This is a genomic window from Sphingomonas sp. OK281 (genome assembly GCF_900115295.1).
Taxonomy (GTDB): Bacteria; Pseudomonadota; Alphaproteobacteria; order Sphingomonadales; family Sphingomonadaceae; genus Sphingomonas.
Genome location: NZ_FOVZ01000002.1, coordinates 712,862 through 737,682 on the forward strand (window position 1 = coordinate 712,862; position 24,821 = coordinate 737,682).

Consider the following 24,821-nt stretch of genomic DNA (forward strand, 5'->3'; position numbering starts at 1 on the left):
ATCCTAGCCGTCCGCGAGCCGATGTCACGCGGACTTCCTTCCCGTGATGGAAAAGAAGGTTGTCGATCAATGCTTTGAATTTGGGATGATCCATCACCGCGCTGGGGCGGTGGTGGACAGGGTAGGGTTCGAACCTACGTAGGAGAAACTCCGGCAGATTTACAGTCTGCTGCCTTTAACCACTCGGCCACCTGTCCAGGCCGCTTTTGCAAGCGCCGCTCTTTCAAGCGAGGCGGCTCAATGGCGAAGCGCGCTCGGTGTGTCAACGCAGGTTTTGCGAAGTTTCGTGGTTCATAGTTGCCGCGGGAGCGGAATGCCGACAAGGACGCGGCATACACAGACACGATAGAGAGCGAATATGGCACGCAAGGGACACAGGCCGAGCAAGGCACCGGCAGGCCGCCCCCGCTTCTGGGGCAAGCACGCGGTCGGGGCGGCGCTCGCCAATCCGGAGCGCACGGTCCGCAAAATCCTCGGCACGCGCGAGGCGCTGGCCGGGTTCGACCTGCCCGCCGACGTGCCGGTGACCTATGCCGAGGCGATGGATCTGGCGCGGCTGGTGCCGGGCGACGCGCCGCACCAGGGCGTGGTGATCGAGGTCGAGCCGCTCGAGGACATGTGGCTCGCCGACCTGCTCGAGCACGGCAAGGACGACAACCGTCCGCTGGTGATCCTCGACGGCGTGACCGATCCGCATAACGTCGGCGCGATTCTGCGCTCGGCGGCGGCATTCGATGCGCTCGGGATCATTACGCCGGATCGCAACGCGCCGCCGGAATCGGGGACGATCGCTCGGGCGGCTTCGGGTGCGCTCGAGAGCGTGCCTTGGATCCGGGTGGTGAACCTTGCGCGCGCTCTGGAGGAGATTGCGGCGGCGGGGTTCTGGCGGATCGGGCTGACGGGCCACGCGACGCAGACGCTGTCGGAAGCGATGGGCACGCAGCGGATCGCGATCGTGCTCGGCGCGGAAGGCGAGGGCATGCGGCAGAATACCGAGCAGCATTGCGACGAGCTGGCGAAATTGCCGATCTCGGAGAAGGTGGAGAGCCTCAACGTGTCGAACGCCGCGGCGATCGCGTTGTATGCGATAACGACGCGGTGACCTGAACTCCCTCGCCCCTACGGGGAGAGGGAAGGGGCCCGCCGCCCTTGCGGTGGGAAGGGAGAGGGGAGTGAGGCTCGGGACGGTTCATCCCAACAGCCCCTCTCCCTTCCGTCGCAAGCGCGCCTCCCTCCCTCTCCCCGGAGGGGCGAGGGACAGGGGGAATCAGTCCTCTTCGGCGATCTTTACCTTCAGGCCATCCAGCCCTTCGGTCAGCTCGATCTGGCAAGACAGCCGTGAAAACTCATCACGATCACTCGTCGAATCAAGCAAATCATCCTCGTCCGGCCCCATCGGCTTCAGTTTGCCCGCAAAGTCCGGGTCGACATGGACGTGGCAGGTGGCGCACGAGCAGCAGCCGCCGCACAGCGCCAGGATCTCGTCGATGCCGGCGTCGCGAATGACTTCCATCACCGAAAGGCCCGCCTCGCCGATGATCTCGCGTTCTTCCCCTTCGCGCGTCACGACGATAAGCTTGGGCATGTCATTCTCCGAAAAATCTTCGTGCGTTCATGCCGTTGCGCGCGCCAGGGATCAAGCATCATGGGCCTGAGCGCAGACCAACTCGACACCGCGATGGCGGCGTTGTGCGAAATCGAGCCGGCGTTCGCGGTCGCGATCGGCAATGCTGGCCACCCCGCACCCCGGATCAGCGAGCGCGGCTTCGCGACGTTGCTGCGGACGATCGTCGGGCAGCAGGTTAGCGTCGCCTCGGCTGCGGCGGTGTGGAACAAGCTCGACGCGGTGGTCGGCGGCGCAGGCGATCCGGCGAAGATCGCCACCGCCAGCGATGAGTTGCTGAAGAGCGCCGGCCTCTCCCGCCAGAAACTCGGCTATGCCCGCAGCCTCGCCGACGAGGTGACGAGCGGCCGGCTCGACCTCACTAACCTGCCCGAGGACGACGAGGAGGCGATCGCCGCTTTGGTCCGCGTGAAGGGGATCGGCCGCTGGTCGGCGGAAATCTACCTGCTGTTCGCGGAAGGCCGCACTGACATCTGGCCGGCTGGCGACCTAGCGATTCAGATCGAGGTTGGTCGGATTCTCGGCCACGAGACGCGCCCCAGCGAGAAACTCACGCGCGAAGTGGCCGAAGCCTGGCGTCCGCACCGCGGCGCCGCGGCGATCTTCGCGTGGCATCATTATCAGGCGGACATGAAGGTCATCTAACTTCCTACTCCCCTCCCTGGAAGGGAGGGGGCGGGGGTGGGTCGGTTTCCACATGTTCGGACATTGGTGGCTCAAGCGGGCCGACCCACCCCCAACCCCTCCCTTCCAGGGAGGGGAGACGCTTCCTATGTATTCCTTACTTACGCCGCACATGTCGGCCCGGCGAAAGCCGGCATCTCTCAATTCAAACCGCGACACCCGCCAGCCGGAACACCCCAGTTATCGCTGGAGTGACGGGCCGGAGGTGAACGCATTGTCACCCGACTCGCCAGCCACGCCTTGTCCCCTTCCCCTCGTTCCGGCAAAGCACCCCCCGATGTCAGCCCCCAATCTCCCCGCGTCCGGCTTCGCCAACTCGCTCGCCGAGAGCCACCGCACCGTAGTCGTTCCCGAAGGCGCATCGTTCTGGCGGCGGCTGTTCGCGTTCGTGGGGCCGGGGTATCTCGTCGCGGTCGGCTATATGGACCCCGGCAACTGGGCGACCGACATCGCCGGCGGCTCGGCGTTCGGCTACACGTTGCTATCGGTAGTGTTGCTGTCGAACCTGATGGCGATGGTCCTGCAAGCGCTCTCCGCACGCCTCGGCATCGTCGCCGGGCTCGACCTCGCGCAGGCCTGTCGCGCGCATTATTCGAAGCCGGTCTCGGTCGCGCTCTGGTTCCTGTGCGAGATCGCGATCATTGCCTGCGATCTCGCCGAAGTGCTTGGTACCGCGATCGCGCTGAAGCTGCTGTTCGGCCTGCCGCTGGTCTACGGCGTCGTCCTCACCGCGCTCGACGTGTTCCTGATCCTCGCGCTGCAACGCTTCGGCTTCCGCAAGCTCGAGGCGTTCGTCGTCGCCTTGCTCGTCATCATCGCGGGCTGCTTCGTCTTCGAGCTGTTCCTCGCGCGGCCCGAATGGGCAGGCGTGCTCGGCGGGCTGGTGCCGACCACGCAGATCGTCACCAACCCGGCGATGCTCTACATCGCGATCGGCATCCTCGGCGCGACCGTGATGCCGCACAATCTCTACCTCCACTCGTCGATCGTCCAGACCCGCGCCTTCGCCAAGGACACCGCGGGCAAGCGCGACGCGATCACGATGGCGACGATCGACGGTACCGTCGCGCTCGGGCTGGCGTTCTTCATCAACGCGGCGATCCTGATCCTTGCGGCGGCGACCTTCCACGTCGCCGGCCGCACCGACGTCGCCGAGATCGACCAGGCGTACCAACTGCTCGCCCCGATGCTCGGCATGGGCGCGGCGAGTGTGCTCTTCGCGGTCGCGCTGCTCGCGTCGGGACAGAACTCGACGGTGACGGGCACGCTCGCCGGTCAGATCGTGATGGAGGGTTTCCTCAACCTGCGCATGCCGGTCTGGGCACGGCGTCTGGTGACGCGGCTGCTCGCGATCGTGCCCGCGGTGTTCGTAGTCGGTGCGTCGGGCGACGCCGGGGCGACGAAACTGCTGGTGCTCAGCCAGGTCGTGCTCAGCCTGCAGCTCCCGTTCGCGGTCGTGCCGCTCGTCAAGTTCACCGGCGACCGCACGATCATGGGAGACCTGGTCAGTCCGGCTTGGCTAAAGATCCTCGCATGGGTGATCGCCGCCGTGATCATCGGGCTGAACGGCACGCTGCTCTACGGCATGCTGTAGATACGAAAACGGCGGCCGATCGCTCGGCCGCCGTGTCGTCATAGTTAGCTTCGGCTGAAGCTCAGCGGCACTTCACGTTGCCGCGGTCGACCGAGCGGCCGAGCAAGGCGCCGCCACCGGCACCCGCCAGCGTGCCGAGCGTACCGCCACCGATCAGGTTCGCCAGCGCGCCGCCGCCGAGTGCACCGATCACGAGGCCTGTCGTGCCGTCGTTGCGCTTGCAATAGGCGCGGCCATCGCGACCACGATAAATCCGGTCGTTGCGGCTCAGGCGGCGCTCACGATACTTGCCATCGCGGTAGCTGTTCGACGGATCCCAGTTACGGTCATCGCCACGCCAGTTGCGATCATTGCCGCGGCGGTCGTTGTCGTAACGCCGATCGTCACGATCGCGACGGTCGTTGTTGTCGCGGCGATCGTCGTAACGCTGTGCGGTCGCGGCGGTCGGCAGCATCGCCGGCGCTGCGACGGCGACCGACATCAACGCTGCGATAAGATGCTTCTTCATGAACTTTGCTCCTGATGCATGGCAGCGTAACCCGCACGGCACCGGAAAAGTTCAAACCGCCTAGTTCAGACGGTCGCCGAATCCGCCATCGAGCAGTCGTGGCCGTTGCCGGTCTCGACCTGCAACGTCGCGTGGCCGATCCCGAATTTATCGTGGAGCATCGTCCTCGCGTCGCTGAGGAACCGGTCGCCGGGGTGACCGGCGGGCATCACCAGGTGCGCGGTGAGGACGGGTTCGGTGGTGCTCATCGGCCAGATGTGGAGATCGTGGATCTCGCTGACGCCGGGCAGGCCGCACAGCGCCTCGTCGACATGGTCGAACTCGATCCCGCGGGGGACGGCGGACAGCGACATCTCGACGGTCTCGCGGAGCAGGCCCCAGGTCTGCCAGAAGATCAGGACCGCGATGACGATGCTGACCGCAGGGTCGATCCAGGTGAGGCCGGTGCGCCAGATCACGAAGCCCGCGATCACGACGCCCGCCGACACCAGCGCATCGGCGGCCATGTGGAGATAGGCGCCGCGGATGTTGACGTCGCCCTTGCGACCGCGTGCGAACATCCACGCGGTGAGCGCGTTGACGGCGATGCCGATGCCCGCGACCATCGACACGGTCAGGCCGGCGGTGGGGGCGGGATCGGAGAAGCGCTGCGACGCCTCCAGCACGATCGCGCCGAGCGCGACCAGCAGCAGCAACGCGTTGGCCAGTGCGGCAAGGATCGTCGAGCCCTTCAGCCCGTAGGTGTAGCGCTTGGTCGGTGCCGTGCGCGCGAGCATCGTGCCGCCCCAGGCGACGACGAGGCCGAGCACGTCGCACAGATTGTGGCCGGCGTCGGCGAGCAGCGCGACCGAGTCGATCCGCAGGCCGACGATCGCCTCGACGACGACGAACACGATGTTGAGGCCGATGCCGATCGCGAAGGCGCGGTCGAACGAGGCCGGGGCGTGGCTGTGGCCGTGTCCGCCATGGGAGTGTGAGTGACCATGCGAATGGCCGTGGTCGTGCCCGTGATGATGTCCGCCCAAAGCCCGCGCTCCGCTAAATCCGGCCGCCGCCTAGCATTGACGTATCGTGAGATACTAGGACGTGAGCGAGCATTCTCCCGCCCGCTTGAAATACAACGGGCTCCCCTCCCTGGAAGGGAGGGGCCGGGGGTGGGTAGGCCGGTTTATGCCGCAACGGCAAGGACATGCGGAACCCGACCCACCCCCAACCCTCTCTTCCAGGGAGGGGAGCAGCTTACCCGCTCCGTCACCACGTCACCCGCCACTCCGTCACCCCGGCGGAGGCCGGGGCCCACCGGCCCGCACGCTCAGTTCTCCCGACCATGCGGAACAGTGGATGCCGGAACGAGGCTCTCCTGAGCGAAGCCGAAGGGTCCGGCATGACGGTGGAAGCGGTCAGCCCTCGTTGGCCAACGCCTTCAACCGGTACAACGCCTCCAGCGCATCCCGCGGGCTCATCGCATCGATATCCAGTTTCGCCAGATCCTCGCGCAACACATCGCACGCCGCCTCCTCGACCTGAGCCGCCGCCGCAAACAACGGCAGATCGTCCAACCCCGCCGCCAAACCACCCGTCTTCGCGCGCCCAGCCTCGAGCTTCGCCAGCACCGCCTTCGCGCGCGCCACCGTCACCGGCGACATCCCCGCCAGTCGTGCCACCGCCAGCCCGTAGCTCCGATCCGCCGGCCCATCGGCGAGTTCGTGGAGCAGCACCAGCTCCCCTTTCCACTCCCGCGCACGGACATGATGCAACGACAGCGCCTCGCACCGCTCCGCCAACCGCGTCAGCTCATGATAATGCGTAGCGAACAGGCAGCGGCAGCGATTATCCTCATGGATCGCCTCGACCACCGCCCAGGCGATCGCGAGCCCGTCATAGGTCGAAGTCCCGCGCCCGACCTCGTCGAGGATCACGAAAGACCGCGGCGTCGCCTGCGCCAGGATCGCCGCGGTCTCGACCATCTCGACCATGAACGTCGACCGCCCGCGCGCGAGATTGTCCGACGCGCCGACGCGGCTGAACAGGCGATCGACCAGCCCCAGCGTGGCCTTGGTCGCGGGTACGTACGACCCCGCCTGCGCGAGGACCGCGATCAGCGCGTTCTGGCGGAGGAAGGTCGATTTACCGCCCATGTTCGGGCCGGTGACGAGCCACAGCCGCGACGCCTCCGACAGATTGCAGTCGTTGGCGACGAACCGGTCGCCCGACTTCGCCACCGCCGCCTCGACCACCGGATGCCGGCCGCCCTCGATCTCGAAGCACGCGTGATCCACGAGCTGAGGCCGCGCCCAGGCGCCTTCCGCCGCACGCTCGGCCAGCCCTGCGGCGACGTCTAGCCGCGCGAGCGCATCCGCCGTCGCCGCAATCGCCTCGCGCCCGGCCAGAGCCTGCGCCGTCAGTTCTTCCAGATGCGCCGCCTCCGCCGCCAACGCATGCGCGCCGGCCTGCGACACCTTAGCCGCGACCTCGTGCAGCGCAGGGGTATTGAACCGCACCACGCCCGCGAGCGTCTGGCGATGCGTGAAGCCACTCTCGGGCTTCATCAACGGGTCCGCCGCCCGCGCCGGCACCTCGACATGATAGCCGAGCACGCCGTTATGCCGAATCTTCAGCGCGGTGACGCCGGTGGCCGTGCGGAACTCCGCCTCCAGCGCGGCGATCGCCCGCCGCCCGCCAGCCCCCGCATCGCGCAGATCGTCGAGCGCGGCGTCATAGCCTGCCGCGATATAGCCGCCGTCCGACGCCTCGATCGGCGGCGACGGCACCAGCGCGCGCTTGAGCAGGTCGATCAGCGCGCCGTGTCCGCGCAATCTCGGGGCGATGTCGCGTAACAGCACGGGCGGATCGACGATCGCGTCCATCCGCTCGCCGAGGCTCCAGGCGCCGTCGAGCCCATCGCGCAACTGCCCCAGATCGCGTGGGCCGCCACGCCCCGCCGCGAGCCGCCCGAGCGCCCGCCCGATGTCCGGCAGCGCGCGCAAGGTCGATCGCAACCGCGCGCGCGCTGCCTGGTCGTCGTGGAACAGCCGCACCAGATCGAGCCGCGCATCGATCGCCGCCTTGTCCATCAACGGCGCGCCGAGATCCGCGCCGAGCAACCGCGCGCCGGCTCCCGTCACGGTCCGGTCGACCGCGTCGAGCAGGCTCCCCTTCCGCACGCCGCCGGTGGTGCAGGTAAGCTCCAGACTCTCCCGCGTGGCGGCGTCGATCGCCATCGTCTCCGCGGCCCGACCGATCCGCGGCGGTCGCAGGAAGGGCATCGCACCCTTCGCATTATGCTCCAGATACGCGACCAGACCTCCGGCCGCGGCGAGCCCCGCGCGCCCGAACTGCCCGAACCCGTCGAGCGTCGCCACGCCGTATAGCCGCTTCAACCGAGCCTCGCCCGCGCCGCTGTCGAAGTCGATCTTGGGGCGCAGTGTCGTCGCGGCGTCCTCAAACGCGCTAGCCTCCGAAGCCACGACCTCGGCCGCGGCAAACCGCGCGAGTTCCGCCTCGACCGCATCGCCCGCAACCTCGACGATCTCGAACCGCCCGGTCGACACGTCCGCCGCGGCAATCGCCACCGACCCACCAGCCTCGCCGATCGCCACGCACCAGTTATCCGAGCGGGCGTCGAGCAACGCTTCCTCGGTCAGCGTCCCCGCGGTCACCACGCGGACGATCGCGCGCGCCACGAGCGCCTTAGATCCACCGCGCGCCTTCGCCTCCGCCGGGCTTTCCACCTGTTCGGCGATCGCCACCCTGTGCCCGGCCTTGATCAGCCGTTGCAGGTACACCGTCGCTGCATGCACCGGCACGCCGCACATCGGGATCGGCTTGCCCTCATGCTCGCCGCGCGCGGTCAGCGCGATGTCGAGCACGCCGGCTGCGACACGCGCATCGTCCATGAACAGTTCGAAGAAATCGCCCATCCGGTAGAACAGCAGGCAATCCCGCGCCTCCGCCTTCAGGCCGAGATACTGCGTCATCATGGGGGTAGGAGCGGGGTGCGACATCAAGGTGCGGGTAGCGAAAAGGCCGTCATCATAAAACCCCTCTCCCCTCGGGGAGAGGGAGGGGCCCGCGCATAGCGTGGGAGGGTGAGGGGGAGTAGGCTCGGGCGCGCACCCTAACCACCCCTCATCCGGCGCATCCGCGCCACCTTCTCCCCGAGGGGGAGAAGGCCGTTCCAATCGCGGCATCGTCTGCGTAAAGACACAGGCCACAGAGAGAGGCCCCGCCCATGTCCGACGAAACGCTGCAATTCTCCGAACGCGAAGCCTTGCTCTTCCATTCGGAAGGCCGCCCGGGGAAGATCGAGATCATCGCATCGAAGCCGATGGCGACGCAGCGCGATCTCGCGCTCGCCTATTCGCCCGGCGTCGCGGTGCCGGTGCAGGCAATCTACGACGACCCCGCGACCGTCTATGACTATACCGCGAAGGGAAACCTCGTCGCGGTGATCTCGAACGGCACCGCGATCCTCGGCATGGGCAATCTCGGCCCGCTCGCATCGAAGCCGGTGATGGAAGGCAAGGCGGTGCTGTTCAAGCGTTTCGCCGACGTCGACGCGATCGATATCGAGCTGAAGACCGAGGACGTGAACCGCTTCATCGACGCGGTCGAGCTGATGGAGCCGACCTTCGGCGGGATCAACCTCGAGGACATCAAGGCGCCCGAATGCTTCATCATAGAGCAGGCGTTGCGCGAGCGGATGAACATCCCGGTCTTCCATGACGACCAGCACGGCACCGCGATCATCACCGCCGCCGGCCTGATCAACGCCTGCCTGCTCACCGGGCGCAAGCTCTCCGAGGTCAAGATCGTCGTCAACGGCGCCGGTGCGGCGGCGATCGCCTGCACCGAACTCGTGAAGGCGATGGGCGTGCGCGGCGACAACGTCATCCTCTGCGACCGCAAGGGCGTGATCTACCAGGGCCGCGAGGGCGTCGACCAGTGGAAGTCCGCGCACGCCGCGGTCACCGAGACGCGCACGCTGACCGAGGCCTTGGTTGGCGCCGACGTGTTCCTGGGGCTCTCCGCGGCGGGCTCGCTGACGCCGGAGATGGTCAAGGACATGGCCCCCGCGCCTATCATCTTCGCGATGGCCAACCCCGAGCCGGAGATCCGCCCCGAACTCGCGATGGCCGCGCGCCCCGATGCGATCGTCGCCACCGGCCGCTCGGACTATCCGAACCAGGTCAACAACGTGCTCGGCTTCCCGTTCATCTTCCGCGGGGCATTGGACGTCCGCGCGACCGGCATCAACGACGCGATGAAGATCGCCGCCGCCAATGCGATCGCCGAACTCGCGCGCGAGCGCGTCCCCGAGGAAGTTGCGGCGGCATACGGCGTCAGCCATAGCTTCGGCCCGGCGTACATCATCCCCGCGCCGTTCGATCCGCGGCTGATGGAGGTCGTCCCCGTCGCGGTCGCCAAGGCGGCGATGGCCTCGGGCGTCGCGACCAAGCCGATCCTCGACATCGAGGCGTATCGCCACTCGCTCCGTGCCCGCCTCAACCCGACAACCTCGGTCCTCTCGATGGCCTATGAAGGCGCCCGCGCGCACCCCAAGCGCGTGATCTTCGCGGAAGGCGAGGAAGAGGTCGTCCTCCGCGCCGCCATCGCCTTCAAGGAGGGCGGCTACGGCACCCCGGTGCTGGTCGGTCGCGACGACGTGCCCGACCGGTTGCGCGCGCTGGGCGTCACCGATCCCGAGAGCTTCGAACTCCACAACAGCCGCGTCTCGCCGCTCGTACCGCGGATGGTCGACTTCCTGTATTCGCGGCTCCAGCGCCGCGGCTACCTGCGCCGCGATTGCGAGCGGATGGTCAACCAGGACCGCAACATCTTTGGCGCGCTGCTGCTCCAGCTCGGCGAAGGCGACGCGATGATCACCGGCATCACGCGCACCTACGGCGAGACGATGCGCCAGATTTATCGCGTGATCGATCCGGCCGCGGGGAAGACGCCGTTCGGTATCCACCTGCTCGTCGGGCAGAGCCACACGGTGTTCATTGCCGACACCACGGTCAACGAGCGCCCGACCGCCGAGCAACTGGCCGACTTCGCCGAGCAGACCGCGGCGGTCGCGCGCCGGATGGGGCATGAGCCTCGCGTGGCGTTCCTCAGCTATTCGAACTTCGGTAATCCGAAGGGCGAATGGCTCGACAACATCCGTGATGCGGTGACCGTGCTGGATGCTCGCAAGGTCGGCTTCGAGTACGAGGGCGAGATGGCGCCGGATGTCGCGCTGAACCCGAAGCAACTGGCGAACTACCCCTTCGCGCGGCTCTCGGGGCCGGCGAACGTGCTGATCATGCCGGGGCTCCAGTCCGCCCACATTTCGGCGAAACTGCTCCGAGAACTAGGTGGGGACTCGGTCATTGGGCCGATGCTGATCGGGATGGAAAAGCCCGTCCAGGTCGCGCCCATGACGAGCACGGCGAGCGAACTCGTAACCCTAGCCGTCCTCGCAGCAGGCGGAATCGCGCGCTAATCTCCCTCGCCCCTACGGGGAGAGGGAAGGGGCCCGCGGCACTTGCCGTGGGAAGGGAGAGGGGCGTGAGGCTCGGGACGGTTCATCCCAACGCCCCTCTCCCTTCCGTCGCAAGTGCTCCTCCCTCCCTCTCCCCGGAGGGGCGAGGGAATTGGCTCAGGCGTCTATGCTTGTGCCCAGCGAAGCGTGCACCAGGCCGCCGTCCACCGTGATCGTCTCCCCGATCACATAATCCCCCGCGCGGCTCGCGAGGTAGATCGCCGCCCCGGCCATATCCTCGTCCACCCCAACCCGTTTCGCCGGAATCCCCTGCGCCACCGCGTCCCCATGATCCCGCGCCGCCTTGTTCATGTCGCTAGCAAAAGCCCCCGGAGCAATCGACGTCACGTTGATCGAGTCCGTCACCAGCCGCGCCGCCATCCGCTTCGTCAGGTAGATCAGCGCCGACTTCGACGCATGGTAGCTGTACGTCTCCCATGGGTTGAGCCGCTGCCCGTCAATCGACGTGATGTTGATCACCTTCGCCGGCTTCGCGCGCGACCCAGAAGCCTTCAACGCAGCATGCAAAGCCTGCGTCAGGAAGAACGGCGACTTCACGTTCAGGTCCATGACCTTGTCCCAGCCCACCTCCGAAAACTCCTCGAACGGCACGCCCCACGCCGCACCAGCATTGTTCACCAGGATATCGAGCTGCGTCTCATGCTCGGCGAACTGCGCCGCCAGCGCCTTGCACCCCGCCACCGTCGAGACGTCCTGCGGCAACGCGATGCAGTTCGGCCCGAGTTCCGCCGCCGCCGCCTCGCACACATCGGCTTTCCGCGACGAGATATACACCTTGGCCCCCTGCGCGATGAAGCCGGCGGCGATCATCTTGCCGATCCCGCGGCTGCCGCCGGTGATGAGCGCGACGCGGCCGTCGAGCCGGAACAGGTTGGTCGTATCCATCACGCATCCTCCGAATGTTTGCCCGCTTGGTATCGCCGAGCGCCGCCCGCCGCAAACCCGTTTTTCGAACCAGCGATCATTGACGAGTGCAAAGCCCGTACTATGCTCGCCAAAAAATAGGAGAGAGCGTGTGAGGTTTTCAGGCAAGCGTGCCGTCGTGACCGGCGGCGCGTCCGGCATCGGCCGGGCGACCGCACTCCGACTCGCCGACGAAGGCGCCACCGTGCTGATCGGCGACATCGACGAGAGCGGCGGCCACGCGATCGCCGACGCATCCGGTGGCCGGATCCTGTTCCAGCGTACCGACGTCCTCCAGGCGGGCGATATCGAGGCGCTGATGCAGACCGCCGACGATGCGGGCGGGCTCGACATCCTGTTCAACAATGCCGGCGCAGGCGGTTCGCGCGATCCGATCGGCGAGATTTCGCCCGAGGATTGGGACCGCACCCAGGCGCTCCTACTCCGCTCGGTCGCGCTCGGCATCCGCTACGCAGCACCCTTGATGGCGAAACGCGGCGGCGGCGCGATCGTCAACACCTCGTCGGTGTCCGCGCTCGGCACCGGCTACGCGCCGACCGCCTATTCCACCGCCAAGGCGGGCGTCCTCCACCTCACCAAGCAAGCCGCCGCCGATCTCGCGCAGCACAAGATCCGCGTGAACGCGGTCGTCCCCGGCTTCATCGTCACCAACATCTTCACGCGCACGCTCGAACTCGACGCCGCAAAGACGACGCAGGCCGACGCGATGATCGCGCATATCGCTGCCGACGCACAACCGATCCGCCGCCCCGGCACCAGCGAGGACATCGCCGCCGCGGTCGCGTTCCTCGCCAGCGACGACGCCAGCTTCATCACCGGCACGCACATCCTCGTCGATGGCGGCATGACGATCGGCACGCGCCCAAGCTGGGACCCCGCGCAACCCTCGCTGTTCGCCATGCTCGACAAATTGAAGTGACGGCACCCGCCCGCCGCCTCTCCAACGGAACGATGGCGAGCTACGGCTTCGGCGCGGTCGCGTACGGGGTGAAGGACGCCGGGTTCGGCACGTTCCTGCTGCTGTTCTACAACCAGGTCGTCGGGCTTCCCTCCGCCACCGTCGGCCTCGTCATCATGATGGCGCTGCTGATCGATGCGTTCGTCGATCCGGCGGTGGGCTTCTTCTCCGATCGCACGCGGACGAAATGGGGCAGGCGGCACCCATGGATGTATGCATCCGCGCTACCGATCATGATCGGCTGGCTGCTGCTGTGGAACCCGCCCGCGATAATGTCCGAGCCGCAGACGCTGATCTGGCTGTTCGTTATGGCGGTGATCGTGCGCAGCGCGGTGAGTTGTTACGAGGTGCCGTCGGTCGCGCTGACGCCCGAGCTCACGTCAGGGTATGACGAACGCACGCGGATCATGGCGTATCGCTATCTGTTCGGCTGGGTCGGGGGGCTGCTGATGTTGCTATCGGCGTACCAGTATTTCCTCGCGCCCACCGCGGCGTTCCCGAACGGCCTGCTCAACCGCGCCGGTTACAGTGGCTTCGCGCTGGCGGGCGCGATCTTCATCGGCGTTGCGATCCTCGTCTCCGCGCTCGGCACGCATCACGAGATCAGGCATCTGCCGAACCCGCCGATCGCCAAGCAGACCCTGCGCGAATCCTTCGCCGAACTCCGCCAGACCGTGAAGAACCGCGCCTTCGCGATCCTGATGGCGGCGGGCGTCTGCGCGTACACGATCCAGGGCATCAGCTATGCGATGTCGAACTACCTCTACACCTATGTGTGGGGCTTCAAGGGGCCGGTGTTCGTCTACCTGACGATCGCGCTGTTCTCGGGCGTGTTCCTCGCGTTCCTCGCCGCGCCCCGGCTCGGCAGGACGGGCAGCAAGCCCAAGGCCGCGATGGGCGCGGTGTTGCTGGGCGCGGCGCTCAACACGTCGCCCTATTGGCTGCGGATGCTCGGCGTGTTTCCGGAGGTCGGCGAGCCCACGCTGCTGCCGATGCTGTTCGGGTTCTTCATCCTCGGCACCGCGTCGAACGTCACCGGGTTCATCCTCGGCGCGTCGATGATGGCCGACGTGGTCGAGGATTCGGAGGCGAAGACGGGGCGGCGGTCGGAAGGCGTGTTCTTCGCGGGCTCGTTCTTCGTCCAGAAATGCACGAGTGGGATCGGGATATTCTTCGCCGGGATGATCCTCGCGGTGGCGGGGTTCCCGGCGAAGGCGACGCCGGGGACGGTGCCGGTGGAGACGATCGACCGGCTGACGTTGATCTACGCCGGCCTCTACATCGCGCTGGCGTGCGTCTCGGCCTACTTCTTCTCCCGCTTCCCCTTCGGCCGGCGCGAGCACGAGGCCCGACTAGCGAGACTGGCCGGAGCGCCCATCGTCGACGCAGCCCCACGCGAATCCTAATCTTCCCCCCTCCCTGAAAGGGAGGGGCCGGGGGTGGGTCGGCCGCTTGTCGACCGCTCCGTCAGCCAACAGGCCGACCCACGCCACGCGGACCCTGTTCTTCCCCCTCCCTGGAAGGGGGGGGGCGGGGGTGGGTCGGCTGCTTGTCGATCGCTCCGTCAGCCAACGGGCCGACCCACCCCCAACCCCTCCCTTCCAGGGAGGGGGGGCAGGACGGTGACAGCCACCCTTCCAGCGAGCGGGGCGGCACGGTAGGACCGACGCCTGGCCTTCCCCCTTGGAACGGCGATATCGGAGTTCCCATGCGTATCCCCGCCTTAGCCACCGCCCTCGGTCTCGTCCTCGCATCCCCCGCCGTCGCGCAGACTATCGCCCCGATCCTAACCACCCCCGACGCGCACGACCCGCACAGCTACGCCCGCCCCGCCGAGGCGCGCGTCACGCACGTCGCGCTCGATCTCGCCGCCGACTTCGACACCCACGTCATCCGCGGCATCGCCACGCTCGACATCCTGGCGAAACCGGGCGCGAAGCTTGTGCTCGACGACAACGGCCTGAAGATCGTCAACATCACCGACGCTGCGGGCAAGCCGCTCCCCTACGAAGTCGGAGCGGTCGACAAGATCCACGGCGCACCACTGACCGTCACGCTCAACGGCGCGAAGAAAATCCGCATCGCCTACGCCTCGTCCCCCGACGCCAAGGCGCTGCAATGGCTCACCCCTGCGCAGACCGCGGGCAAGAAACAGCCGTTCCTGTTCAGCCAGGGCGAGGCGATCCTCAACCGCAGCTGGATCCCGACGCAGGACTCCCCCGGCATCCGCCAGACCTGGGAGGCCAAGATCGTCGTCCCCAAGCAACTCACCGCGGTGATGAGCGGGCTCGCGACCGGCAAGCCCGCCTGCGTCGCAGATCGCTGCACGTTCCAGTACAAGATGGACAAGCCCGTCGCGCCATACCTGATCGCGCTCGCGGTCGGCGACATCGCGTTCAAGTCGACCGGCCCGCGCACCGGCATCTGGGCCGAACCCGCGACCTTGCCCAAGGCAGCCTATGAATTCGGCGAGCTCGAGAAGTTCGTCGCCGCCGCGGAAGGGCTGTACGGTCCGTATCGCTGGGGCCGCTACGACGTGCTGGTCCTGCCGCCGTCGTTCCCGTTCGGCGGCATGGAGAACCCGACGCTCACCTTCGCCACGCCGACCGCGATCGCCGGCGATCGCAGCCTCGTCTCGCTGATCGCGCACGAACTCGCGCACAGCTGGTCGGGCAATCTCGTGACGAACGCGACCTGGGACGATTTCTGGCTCAACGAAGGCTTCACCAGCTATTTCGAGAACCGCATCATGGAGGCGCTCTACGGCAAGCGCCGCGCCGACATGGAGGCCGACCTCGCCTGGACCGACATGCTCGCCGCGGTGAAGGACGCTGGTGGCCCCGCCGCGAAGGACACGCAGCTCCACCTAGACCTCGACGCCGCACGCGATCCCGACGACGGCATGACGCAGATCGCCTACGACAAGGGCGCCGCCTTCCTCCGCACGATCGAGAAGCAGGTCGGCCGCGCACGGTGGGACGCGTATCTCCGCAGCTATTTCGACCGCCACGCCTTCCAGCCGCAGACCAGCGCCGGCTTCCTCGCCGACCTCAAGTCGAAGCTGCTCACCCCCGCCGAAGCCAAGACGATCGGCGTCGATGCGTGGGTCTACAGCCCCGGCATCCCGGCGAACGCGGTGCACGTGACGTCCGCCGCGTTCCCCGCGGTCGATGCTGCGGCCAAGGCATACGCAGCAGGCGGTCCAGTGTCCGCCGTTCCGGGCAAGGCGACGACGCAGGAGATCACGCGGTTCATCACGCAATTACCGCGCAAACTCTCGGTCGAGCGGTTGAAAACGCTCGACACCGCGTTCGGTTGGAACACCACCGGCAATGCCGAGATCCGCTTCGCCTGGCTGCAACTCGCGCTCGCCAATCACTATGCGCCCGCCGACGCCTCGGCCGAGCAGTTCCTCACCTCGCAGGGCAGGCGCAAATTCGTCGCGCCGCTGTTCCAGCAGCTGATGGAGTCGGGCGACTGGGGCCACAAGCTGGCGATGGAGATCTACGGCAAGGCGCGGCCGGGCTATCACGCGGTCACGCAGGTCACCGTGGACCGCATAACCGGCTGGAAACTCATGAACTGAGCCAGCGAGGCTGCCCATTCGGGGCGTTGGTCGGCGCGGTAACACGCTTCGTCGGATATGGTTCCCGGCCGGGTTTCAATTAAATCGAACCTCCCGTAGCCAGACTGTGACGAACGGGTTTTGGCCGGGGGGTCTCGATGAATTTCAAGGCGTTAGCAGCGCGTTTTGCGCTGGTGGTATCGTGCGGTCTGATGACGGCCACACCGGCAGCAGCCCAGTTCTGGCAGTGCGTGACGTTCGCGCGCTCGGTGTCGGGGATCGAAATCCGCGGCAACGCCAACACCTGGTGGGGGCAAGCCGAGGGTCGCTACGAGCGCGGCCATGCTCCCAAGGCAGGCGCGGTCCTAGCATTCGCCGCCACCTCGCGGATGCGCGTCGGCCATGTCGCGATGGTCTCGAAGGTCGTCAGCGACCGCGAAGTCCTCCTTACGCATGCCAACTGGTCGCGCCCCGGCGCGATCGAGACCAACGTCCGCGCGGTCGACGTCTCGCCGGCCGGTGACTGGAGCATGGTCAAGGTGTGGTACGGCCCGCAAGGCGACCTCGGCACCTCGGCCTACCCGACCAAGGGCTTCATCTACTCGGGCCACGCTCCGGCTGGCGACACGCTCGACGCACAGCCTTCGTACCAGATGGCCAGTGCCACCCACACCATCACCGCAACGCAGCGCGCCAACGCCGCGCAGCTCGCGACGATCCAGCACGGCCCGACCGACCCCCGCGGGATCTTCACGCTGGTGAACGAGGCGAACTGAGGTTCGTTTTTGCGGTGGGGTGCGGGGCTCGGTCCGGCATCTGCGGCACTTGGTCCCCAACTCGCCAGTCTAGCGTTTCGCTACTGATCGCCCCCTGACAGATATGCACTTCAGCTTCCCCAGATTGCACCCCCCCCGGCGAAGGCCGGGGCCCAATTGGAAAGGTCGCAGTAACGGAACGCTGCCGTCTATCAGCGGCGTTTCCCAATTGGACCCCGGCCTCCGCCGGGGGGGGGGCAAAAAAAGTTGCGGCCCCGCCACCTTCTTGTTCTCCCGCGAAGGCAGGAGCCCAGTCTGGACCCCCGCCTTCGCGGGGGAACACGCTACCTGCTCAGTTCCAGTACGCGCCGAACACGTTCAAACGAGCGCCCTCAAGCAACCTTGAACGTCAGCGCATCGCCATTCATGCAATACCGCTTCCCCGTAGGCTTGGGCCCATCGTCGAACACGTGCCCCAGATGCCCGCCACACCGCCGGCAATGCACCTCGGTCCGCCCCATCCCCATCGTCGAATCCACCCGCGTCCGCACCGCGTTCGGCAACGGCTGCCAGAAGCTCGGCCAACCCGTGCCGCTCTCGAACTTGGTCTTCGACGAGAAGTTCGGCAGCGCGCAGCCGCCGCACGAGAATATCCCCGCGCGATGTTCGCCGTTGAGAGGGCTCGAATAGGGCCGCTCGGTTCCCTCCTTGCGCAGCGTATCATAGGCGTCGGGCGACAGCTTTTTGCGCCACTGCGCGTCGGTCAGCGTCACCTCGAACCGCTCGGCAGCCTGCGCGGGTTGCGACGTGCACCCCCAGAGCGCGAAGCCGGCGACGCCCGCTCCGGCAAGCGTGAGGAAAGCGCGGCGGTCCTGGGTCATGTTCGTCTCCATGGTTCGGATATAGGTACGTCCGAACCACCCGATAAGGTTACGCCAAGCTTCAGTATTTGCTGATTTCCACCGGCAGCGTGCGATAGCCGTGGACGAAGCACGCGGCGACCCGCGTCGGTTCGGCGAGCACGTTGATCCGCATGCGGCGGGCGGCCATCTCCTCCAGCAGGATCGCGATCTGCATCTCGGCCAGCCGCGCGCCGACGCAGCGGTGGATGCCATGCCCGAAAGCCAGGTGCCGCCGCGCGTTCGGCCGATCCACGACGATCGAATCCGCATCGTCGCCGAATACGCTCTCGTCGCGGTTCGCCGAGATGTACCAGAGCGCAAGCTTGTCGCCGGCCTTGATCTGCTGGCCCATCAATTCCGCGTCCGCCGTTGCGGTGCGGCGCATGTGCGCGAGCGGCGTCTGCCAGCGCAGGATCTCACTCACCGCGTTGGGAATCAGCGTCGGGTCCACCTCCAGCTTCGCGCGCGACTCCGGAAATTTGTCGAGGCCGTAGGCGAGCGCCGACATCGAATTGCCCGTCGTGTCGTTGCCGCCGACGATCAGCAGGATGAGGTTCCCGATGAACTCGTTGTGATCCATGTGGCTCATCGCGTCCGAATGGATCATCATTGAGATCAGGTCGGGCGTCGGATCCTTGTCGATCTTCGCGTCCCAGAGGTTTTTAAAATACGAGCCGCATTCGAACATGTGCGCGAGCCGTTGACCGCGGAGTTCCTCGTTCTTCACGATCTCGATATCGCCTGCCCAATCCGACCATAAGGTCAGTTTCCGCCGGTCGGCCCATGGGAAGTCGAACAGGATCGCGAGCATCTGCGTGGTGAGCTCGATCGCGACCGTATCGACCCAGTCGAACGGCGTGTTCCACGGCAGGCTGTCGAGCATGTCCGCGGTCCGCCGCCGGATATCGCCCGACATCCGGGTCATTTCGCTGGGGGTGAAGGCCGGCGCGACGGTGCGGCGCTGGCCGGTATGCACGGGGCGATCGCGCGCGATGAACATCGGCATCGATACGTCGCGCTCGGCGATGAAATCGGCGATCGTGATCCCGCCGGCCTCGGACGAGTAGAGATCGGGGAGAGATTCGACCTCGACGATGCCCTTGTAGGTGGAGACCGACCAATAGGGGCCGTAGTCCGAATGCTCGACGTAATGGACAGGCGCCTCGGCGCGGAGCCGGGCGAACGGCGCCTGCCAGAGGTCGTCGCGGTAGAGTTCGGCGCGACTCACGTCGAGCGGATCGACCGTCTGCGCCACGTCTCTTGCCAGAGTCGCCATCGTCTCTCTCCCCTGTTTTGCCACAGGAGAGGCTTTGCTGACACTTATGTCAATAGTCGCCGTTCTCCTGCGAACGCAGGAGTCCAGGGTAACAAACGCCATCCCTCGCGGTCCTGGGCTCCTGCGTTCGCAGGAGAACGGTTAAGCGACTGCCTTCGCCTTCCGCCGCCAGAACGGCCGGGCGCTGCCCGATTGCAGCACGCCCCGCCGGAACAGCCTCGCGCCCACGCTAATGAAGATCGTCACCCACAACGCCTGCCACGCAAGCGCCGCGACATGTGGCCAAAGCTCGGGCGAGTTCGCCGCCCGGCCCGCCATCGCGAACGGCGACGACAACGGGAACAGTTCGGCGGCGGTCGCGATCCAGCTGCCGGGATGCGACACCGCTGCCGACGACAGTCCGAACATCGCGACCTGCAGGATCGTGATCGGCAACGACAGCATCTGGATCTCGCGCATCGTCGTCGCCTGCGCCCCGACGCCGAGAAACACCGACCCGAGCAGCAGATACGCCATGCTGAAATACGCCGCGAACAGCAGCGCGAACATCGGTGCGCCGACCGCGGGCGTCAGGTCGCCTAGCGCGACCGCGGCGGCGGCGGGCATCAGCGACGTGATCTGCGTGACGACGGTGCCCCAGAACGCGACGAACAGCACCGCGACGCCGAACATGCCGATCAGCTTGCCGAAGAACACCGACTCCAAGGGCACTGCGGCGGCGAGCACCTCGATCACCTTGTTGTTGCGTTCCTCGGCCATCGTGCCGACGACCTGGCCGGACAGGAACAGCGTCAGGAAGAAGATCCCGAACACCGCGAAGAACGCCGACTGGTGCTGGCCACCGACCGAGGTGGTCGCGCGCGTGATCTGCGTCTTGGTCGCCGTGATCCTGGGCAGCGTGCCGCCCAGCTTCTGCGCGGCAAGCGTCGTCTGCGCGAGCATCCCGAGATAGTCTGCCGAGCGTTGGCCGCGTGGTCCGTACAGGATCTGCGGCGCGTCGAGCGGACCGTACAGCACCGCGGACGCGTCGATATCCTTGGTCTCGAACGCCGCGCGTGCCTGCGCCGCGGGGTCAGCCGAGGGCGCGGTGGTGGTCAGCCCCGGTGGGGCCTCGTCGTCGCGGAACACGCCGCGCAGCCGCGTGTCGGCTTCGGCGATCGGGCGCGTGATGGCGGCGGGGACGATCGCGATGATCCGCGTCTTGTCCTGTGCGCCCCCACTGACGCTCGCCGCACCCAGTCCGCCGATCGCGCCGAACGATCCCATGATGACCGGCGCGAACAGGAACAGCAGGAAGATCGGCGTGAACACCGTGGCGATGAAGTCGCGGCGCGCGATCGTGAAGGTCTGGCGGAGCGTCCGGCGAAAACGGCTCATGCCGCATCCTCCTTCGCGACGTCCGCATACTGCCCGACGATCCGGACGAACGCCTCATGCAAGCCGGGCCGCTCGATCGACAGCCCCGAAATCCCGTATCCCGCTTCGATCAGTCTCACGAGCAAGCTCTCGATCCCCTCGTTCGGCAGCTCGAACCGCCAGCTATCCCCGTCCTGCACCGCATCCCCCGGCAAGACGCCGCGTATCGCCGGATCGGGACGGTGCGGCGTGTAGTGGACGCGCTGCGGCAATATCCCGCGCGCGTCGGCCACGGTGCCTTCGAACCGGCGCTTGCCGCCGGCGATGATCGCCAGCCGGTCGCATAGCCGCTCGGCATGGCTCATGATATGCGTCGAGAACAGGATCGTCGCGCCGCGATCCCGCTCGTTGAGGATCAGCTTCTCGAGCCGCTCCTGATTGACCGGATCGAGCCCCGAAAACGGCTCGTCGAGCACCAGCAGGTCGGGCTGGTGCACCACCGAGCCGAGCAACTGCACCAATTGCGCCATGCCCTTGGACAGTTTCCGGATCTTCTCGTCGACCGCATGGCCAAGACCCGCGGCCTCCATCAGCACCACCGCCCGCTCGCGCCCGGTCTTCCAGTCTAGCCCGCGCAGAGCCCCCAGGAACGCGATCGCCTCGCGCGCCTTCATCGCCGGATACAGTCCGCGCTCCTCGGGCAGATACCCGACCCGGTCGCTCGCATCGCGCGGATTGTCGTAGCCGAGCAGCGTGCGGCTACCCTCGTCGGGCTCGATGATCCCCAGCAGCATGCGCAGCGTCGTCGTCTTGCCCGCGCCGTTGGGCCCGAGCACGCCGTACACCGATCCGCGCGGCACCATCATGTCCACCCCGTCGACCACGCGCCGATCGCCGAACCGCTTCACGATCCCGTTCGCGGTGACCGCCCATTCATCGTTCACGCGCAATCTTCCTACCGAGGGTGGCGTCGTGGTAGCGGGCGGACGTGGCGCAAGACAAGCTGGAACACAGGCTCAAGGCCAAAGCGGCGGAACTGGGCTTCGTCGCGTGCGGGATCGCGCATGCGGGCGCTGCGCCGCGTGCCGGCGAACGGCTACACCAGTGGCTCGCTGACGGGCGCCACGGCGACATGATCTGGATGGAGGAGCGCAAGCACCACCGCGAGAGTCCCGCCGGCTTGTGGCCCGAAGTCCGCAGCGTGATCGCGCTCGGCATGAGCTATGCGCCGAAGGACGATCCGTTGCGGCTCGCGGACGAGGGCGGGGTAGGGCGAATCTCGGTCTACGCGCAGGGGCCCGATTATCACGATGTCGTGAAGCGCCAGTTGAAGGCGCTCGGACGGTGGCTGGCGGCGGAGGCGGGGCGCGACCTGCCGCCGTTCGATCTAAAGGTGTTCGTCGACACCGCGCCGGTGATGGAAAAGCCGCTCGCCGAAGCCGCCGGGCTCGGCTGGCAGGGCAAGCACACCAATCTCGTCAGTCGCGAGCATGGCAGCTGGCTGTTCCTCGGCGCGATCTACACGACGCTCGATCTGGAACCGGACAGGGGCGGCGTCGACACCTGCGGCAGTTGCGACGCGTGCCAGACAGCCTGCCCGACCGCCGCCTTCCCGCGGCCGTACCAGCTCGATGCCCGCCGCTGCATCTCCTACCTCACGATCGAGCATGCCGGCCCGATCCCGCACGAGTTCCGCGCCGCGATCGGCAACCGCATCTACGGTTGCGACGACTGCCTCGCCGTCTGCCCCTGGAACAAGTTCGCCGCGGCGGCCAACGCGAACCTCGCCTTCCACCCCCGCGCCGAACTGGTCGCGCCCGAACTCGCCGACATCCTTGCGCTCGACGACGCCGGTTTCCGCCAGGTTTTCGCCGGCTCGCCGATCAAGCGCATCGGCCGCGACAAGATGATCCGCAACGCCCTGATCGCGGCGGGCAACAGCGGCGATGCTGGCCTGACCCCTCTCGTGCGAAGCCTGCTGTCCGACCAAAACGCGGTAGTGCGCGACGCTGCCGATTGGGCGCTGTCCCGCCTCGACACGCTCGACGCATAACCCTCCCTTACCGTATTCGTAACCTCTCCGCTGGTACGGCGTCGCGACCATTGGAGGGTTCATGCGCGCGAATATCGTATCGATCGCCCGGTTCGAGCCGTCGTCGCGACCGATCCTCGCGGAGGGGGCGGGTGCAGCCTATGCGGCGGTCGCGATCGCCTGGATCATCGCGCTGCTCGGCGTGGCGGCGCGTCACCTGACGATCGCGGTGGACGAATTCGCCATGGCCGCCGTGATCGTCGGTGCGCCGATCGGCATGGGCCTGTGCCTGCGGGGACGCGGGCTCGATCGGCTGGGGACGATCGCGCAGGGTTGCGGCCTGTTCATGGCCGGGTGTCTCGGCATGACGCTGCTGACTTTCGTTCTGGGGACAGCCGATCGACCACTGGTCGATCCGGTGCTCGCGGCGATCGATCGCACGCTGGTCCCGACTCTCGATTGGCCCGCGGCGATGCTCTGGCTCTCGCACCGCGCATCGCTGATGGCCGCCGCGAACTGGGTGTATGAAAGCATCGGCTGGCAGCCCGTGCTGCTCATCGCGATACTCGGCCAGTCAGGCCAGGAACACCGGGTCTGGACGTTCCTGACGGCGTGGCTGGTAACGCTGTTCGTCACGTGCGCGCTGTTCGCGCTGTTTCCCGGTATCGGCGCCTATGCGTATTTTGGCATGGCGGCGGCGGACGTCCCCGCCATGCGCGATCCGACGCCCTGGCACCAGGCGGCGTTGCTTGCCGAACTGCGTGGCGGAACCCTGCACCATGTCGGGTTCGTCGATCTCGACGGGATCGTCACCTTTCCCAGCTTTCATGCCGCGGCGGCGGTGATCCTCGCCTGGGCGGCGTGGTCGCTGCGGGCGATCCGGTGGCCGGCGATCGTCCTCAACGGCGCCATGCTCGTGTCCGCGGTCCCGATCGGCGGGCATTACCTGATCGATATCGTCGCGGGCTGCGTCGTGGCGGCGCTTGGACTTGCGATCACCCGCAGGATCGCCGAGCCGTCATCGGCGGGGCGGACGGCCTATCGTCCGCCGTCGCGCCGCGTCAGCGCCGCGACGCAACTGGCGCGGTCGATCGTGCTGCCGTCGGGTTCGCGCGCGTCGAGATAGGTGACGCGGGGGGCGTCGGATCCCTTGGGGTACAGGTACGCGTCGAGCACGCAGATGCCGCTCTGGAACTGTAGCTTTCGCGCGCTGCCCTCGCGCACGTCGGCGTCGGGCTGGCCGAACAGCTTGGTCAGGCCGGCGGCATCCTGGCCCAGCACGCGCTCCAGGCCGACGCTCGTATAGGGAATCGCCGGGCGTCCCACCGCGGGCTTGGCGACCGGGACCGCGCAGCCTGCCAGTCCACCGCCGAGTGCCAGCGTGATCGCTATCGTCGTCAATCGCGTCATGGCCGGCCTTTGCGAGAATATTGGCGGTGGAAGTAATGCGTCGCCATCGCCGCGCCGAGAACCGGGGCAGCGATGTTGAGAACCGGAACCACGAACAGCCCGGTGTTCGCAAGTCCCAGCACGAACCGCCCCGGCCTGGTCGTCGCACGCCAGCCCCGCATCGCCGCCGCATCCATATGGCGCGCCGCGACCATGTCCCCCAGATCGCGCCCGAGCAGCCAGCCATTGACGACGAAGAACGCCGCGGCAGTACCGACCCCGGTGACGAGCAGCGCGACATAGACCGGCAGCATCACCAGGTTGACGAGCACGACGCGCACGGCCGAGCGGAGCCCCATCGCGAGGCTGCGCGCGAAGGCGACGGGGCGGGCGGTCTTCAGCGCGTCCGGATAATGCCGCGCCTCGACCGCTTCGACCACTTCGTCCGCGAAGATCCCGACGACCGCGATCGCGACTGCGCGGAACAACAGCCATAGAGCGAGGATCGTCACGAACAGCGCGAACGCCGCGGCGAGCCCGCCGGCATGCCAGTCGAGCCACGCGGCCAGTGCGGCTTGCGTGCCCCACCACGTGCCGACGCCGAGCAGCGCGAAGACGAGCAGCGTGACGACCATCGACTTCACGAACACGCGGAGGACCGGCGGATCGGTGAGTTGGCCGAGCGAGAGGACGAGAGCGCGGAGCAT

General features: G+C 67.2%; 21 protein-coding genes and 1 tRNA gene. 10 read left to right on the plus strand and 12 right to left on the minus strand.

The features are described 5' to 3' along the window. Positions 1–110 precede the first annotated feature (110 nt). A tRNA-Tyr gene (locus BM244_RS09380) sits at positions 111–197 on the minus strand. A gap of 161 nt (positions 198–358) precedes the next feature. On the opposite strand from BM244_RS09380, the gene rlmB reads away from it, so the two are divergent. After that, positions 359–1,102: a 23S rRNA (guanosine(2251)-2'-O)-methyltransferase RlmB gene (gene rlmB / locus BM244_RS09385; RefSeq protein ID WP_056055070.1), complete on the plus strand. Its 744-nt coding sequence runs from the start codon at positions 359–361 to the stop codon at positions 1,100–1,102. Positions 1,103–1,267: 165 nt separating this feature from the next. On the opposite strand, the gene BM244_RS09390 is transcribed toward rlmB, so the two are convergent. Further along, positions 1,268–1,585, minus strand: a complete 318-nt coding sequence (locus BM244_RS09390) for a 2Fe-2S iron-sulfur cluster-binding protein (RefSeq protein WP_093398651.1) — start codon at positions 1,583–1,585, stop codon at positions 1,268–1,270. A 60-nt stretch (positions 1,586–1,645) separates the two neighbouring features. On the opposite strand from BM244_RS09390, the gene BM244_RS09395 reads away from it, so the two are divergent. Next, entirely contained in the window at positions 1,646–2,269 is a 624-nt protein-coding gene (locus BM244_RS09395; protein WP_093398652.1) for a DNA-3-methyladenine glycosylase family protein, read from the plus strand. Between the two features lie 316 nt (positions 2,270–2,585). After that, positions 2,586–3,902: an Nramp family divalent metal transporter gene (locus tag BM244_RS09405; RefSeq protein ID WP_093398654.1), complete on the plus strand. Its 1,317-nt coding sequence runs from the start codon at positions 2,586–2,588 to the stop codon at positions 3,900–3,902. A 61-nt stretch (positions 3,903–3,963) separates the two neighbouring features. Here the strand turns inward: BM244_RS09405 and BM244_RS09410 are convergent, their stop codons facing one another. The 3 genes from BM244_RS09410 to mutS form a co-directional block, all read right to left on the minus strand. Further along, positions 3,964–4,410, minus strand: coding sequence for a hypothetical protein (locus BM244_RS09410; protein WP_093398655.1), 447 nt, complete (start codon positions 4,408–4,410; stop codon positions 3,964–3,966). A gap of 65 nt (positions 4,411–4,475) precedes the next feature. After that, positions 4,476–5,435: a cation diffusion facilitator family transporter gene (locus BM244_RS09415; protein WP_093398656.1), complete on the minus strand. Its 960-nt coding sequence runs from the start codon at positions 5,433–5,435 to the stop codon at positions 4,476–4,478. A 375-nt stretch (positions 5,436–5,810) separates the two neighbouring features. Continuing rightward, positions 5,811–8,390, minus strand: coding sequence for a DNA mismatch repair protein MutS (mutS, locus tag BM244_RS09420; RefSeq protein ID WP_093398657.1), 2,580 nt, complete (start codon positions 8,388–8,390; stop codon positions 5,811–5,813). Between the two features lie 251 nt (positions 8,391–8,641). On the opposite strand from mutS, the gene BM244_RS09425 reads away from it, so the two are divergent. Next, positions 8,642–10,897, plus strand: coding sequence for an NADP-dependent malic enzyme (locus BM244_RS09425; RefSeq protein WP_093398658.1), 2,256 nt, complete (start codon positions 8,642–8,644; stop codon positions 10,895–10,897). Positions 10,898–11,053: 156 nt separating this feature from the next. On the opposite strand, the gene BM244_RS09430 is transcribed toward BM244_RS09425, so the two are convergent. Next, a complete protein-coding gene (locus tag BM244_RS09430; protein WP_093398659.1) occupies positions 11,054–11,842 on the minus strand; it encodes an SDR family NAD(P)-dependent oxidoreductase in 789 nt (262 codons plus the stop codon). A 130-nt stretch (positions 11,843–11,972) separates the two neighbouring features. Here BM244_RS09430 and BM244_RS09435 point away from each other — a divergent pair, with 130 nt between their 5' ends. The 4 genes from BM244_RS09435 to BM244_RS09450 all read left to right on the plus strand — a co-directional run bounded on the left by BM244_RS09435 (position 11,973) and on the right by BM244_RS09450 (position 17,180). Further along, positions 11,973–12,800 (plus strand): SDR family NAD(P)-dependent oxidoreductase, encoded by an 828-nt coding sequence (locus BM244_RS09435; RefSeq protein ID WP_093398660.1) that lies wholly within the window; start codon positions 11,973–11,975, stop codon positions 12,798–12,800. After that, on the plus strand, positions 12,797–14,245 hold the full coding sequence (locus BM244_RS09440) for an MFS transporter (protein WP_368086064.1): 1,449 nt from the start codon (positions 12,797–12,799) through the stop codon (positions 14,243–14,245). Before BM244_RS09435 ends, BM244_RS09440 begins: the two co-directional genes overlap by 4 nt. Positions 14,246–14,547: 302 nt before the next feature. Beyond that, complete coding sequence (locus BM244_RS09445) at positions 14,548–16,425, plus strand: M1 family metallopeptidase (RefSeq protein ID WP_093398661.1); 1,878 nt, start codon at positions 14,548–14,550, stop codon at positions 16,423–16,425. A 137-nt stretch (positions 16,426–16,562) separates the two neighbouring features. Beyond that, complete coding sequence (locus BM244_RS09450) at positions 16,563–17,180, plus strand: CHAP domain-containing protein (protein ID WP_093398662.1); 618 nt, start codon at positions 16,563–16,565, stop codon at positions 17,178–17,180. Between the two features lie 371 nt (positions 17,181–17,551). Here the strand turns inward: BM244_RS09450 and msrB are convergent, their stop codons facing one another. The 4 genes from msrB to BM244_RS09470 form a co-directional block, all read right to left on the minus strand. Beyond that, the gene (gene msrB / locus BM244_RS09455) at positions 17,552–18,052 is read right to left on the minus strand and encodes a peptide-methionine (R)-S-oxide reductase MsrB (RefSeq protein WP_217649109.1); all 501 of its coding nucleotides are present in this window, start codon (positions 18,050–18,052) and stop codon (positions 17,552–17,554) included. Between the two features lie 49 nt (positions 18,053–18,101). Next, the gene (locus BM244_RS09460; RefSeq protein WP_093398663.1) at positions 18,102–19,337 is read right to left on the minus strand and encodes a cytochrome P450; all 1,236 of its coding nucleotides are present in this window, start codon (positions 19,335–19,337) and stop codon (positions 18,102–18,104) included. A 141-nt stretch (positions 19,338–19,478) separates the two neighbouring features. Beyond that, the gene (locus BM244_RS09465; protein ID WP_093398664.1) at positions 19,479–20,714 is read right to left on the minus strand and encodes an ABC transporter permease; all 1,236 of its coding nucleotides are present in this window, start codon (positions 20,712–20,714) and stop codon (positions 19,479–19,481) included. Continuing rightward, positions 20,711–21,637, minus strand: a complete 927-nt coding sequence (locus tag BM244_RS09470; protein ID WP_093398665.1) for an ABC transporter ATP-binding protein — start codon at positions 21,635–21,637, stop codon at positions 20,711–20,713. Before BM244_RS09470 ends, BM244_RS09465 begins: the two co-directional genes overlap by 4 nt. A gap of 44 nt (positions 21,638–21,681) precedes the next feature. On the opposite strand from BM244_RS09470, the gene queG reads away from it, so the two are divergent. Both queG and BM244_RS09480 read left to right on the plus strand, forming a co-directional pair. Continuing rightward, entirely contained in the window at positions 21,682–22,746 is a 1,065-nt protein-coding gene (queG, locus tag BM244_RS09475; protein ID WP_093398666.1) for a tRNA epoxyqueuosine(34) reductase QueG, read from the plus strand. Positions 22,747–22,807: 61 nt separating this feature from the next. Continuing rightward, the gene (locus BM244_RS09480) at positions 22,808–23,851 is read left to right on the plus strand and encodes a phosphatase PAP2 family protein (RefSeq protein ID WP_093398667.1); all 1,044 of its coding nucleotides are present in this window, start codon (positions 22,808–22,810) and stop codon (positions 23,849–23,851) included. Here BM244_RS09480 and BM244_RS09485 read toward each other — a convergent pair. Both BM244_RS09485 and BM244_RS09490 read right to left on the minus strand, forming a co-directional pair. Further along, the gene (locus BM244_RS09485) at positions 23,764–24,135 is read right to left on the minus strand and encodes a hypothetical protein (RefSeq protein WP_093398668.1); all 372 of its coding nucleotides are present in this window, start codon (positions 24,133–24,135) and stop codon (positions 23,764–23,766) included. The genes BM244_RS09480 and BM244_RS09485 overlap by 88 nt on opposite strands. Continuing rightward, positions 24,132–24,821, minus strand: a complete 690-nt coding sequence (locus tag BM244_RS09490) for an EI24 domain-containing protein (RefSeq protein WP_093398669.1) — start codon at positions 24,819–24,821, stop codon at positions 24,132–24,134. Before BM244_RS09490 ends, BM244_RS09485 begins: the two co-directional genes overlap by 4 nt.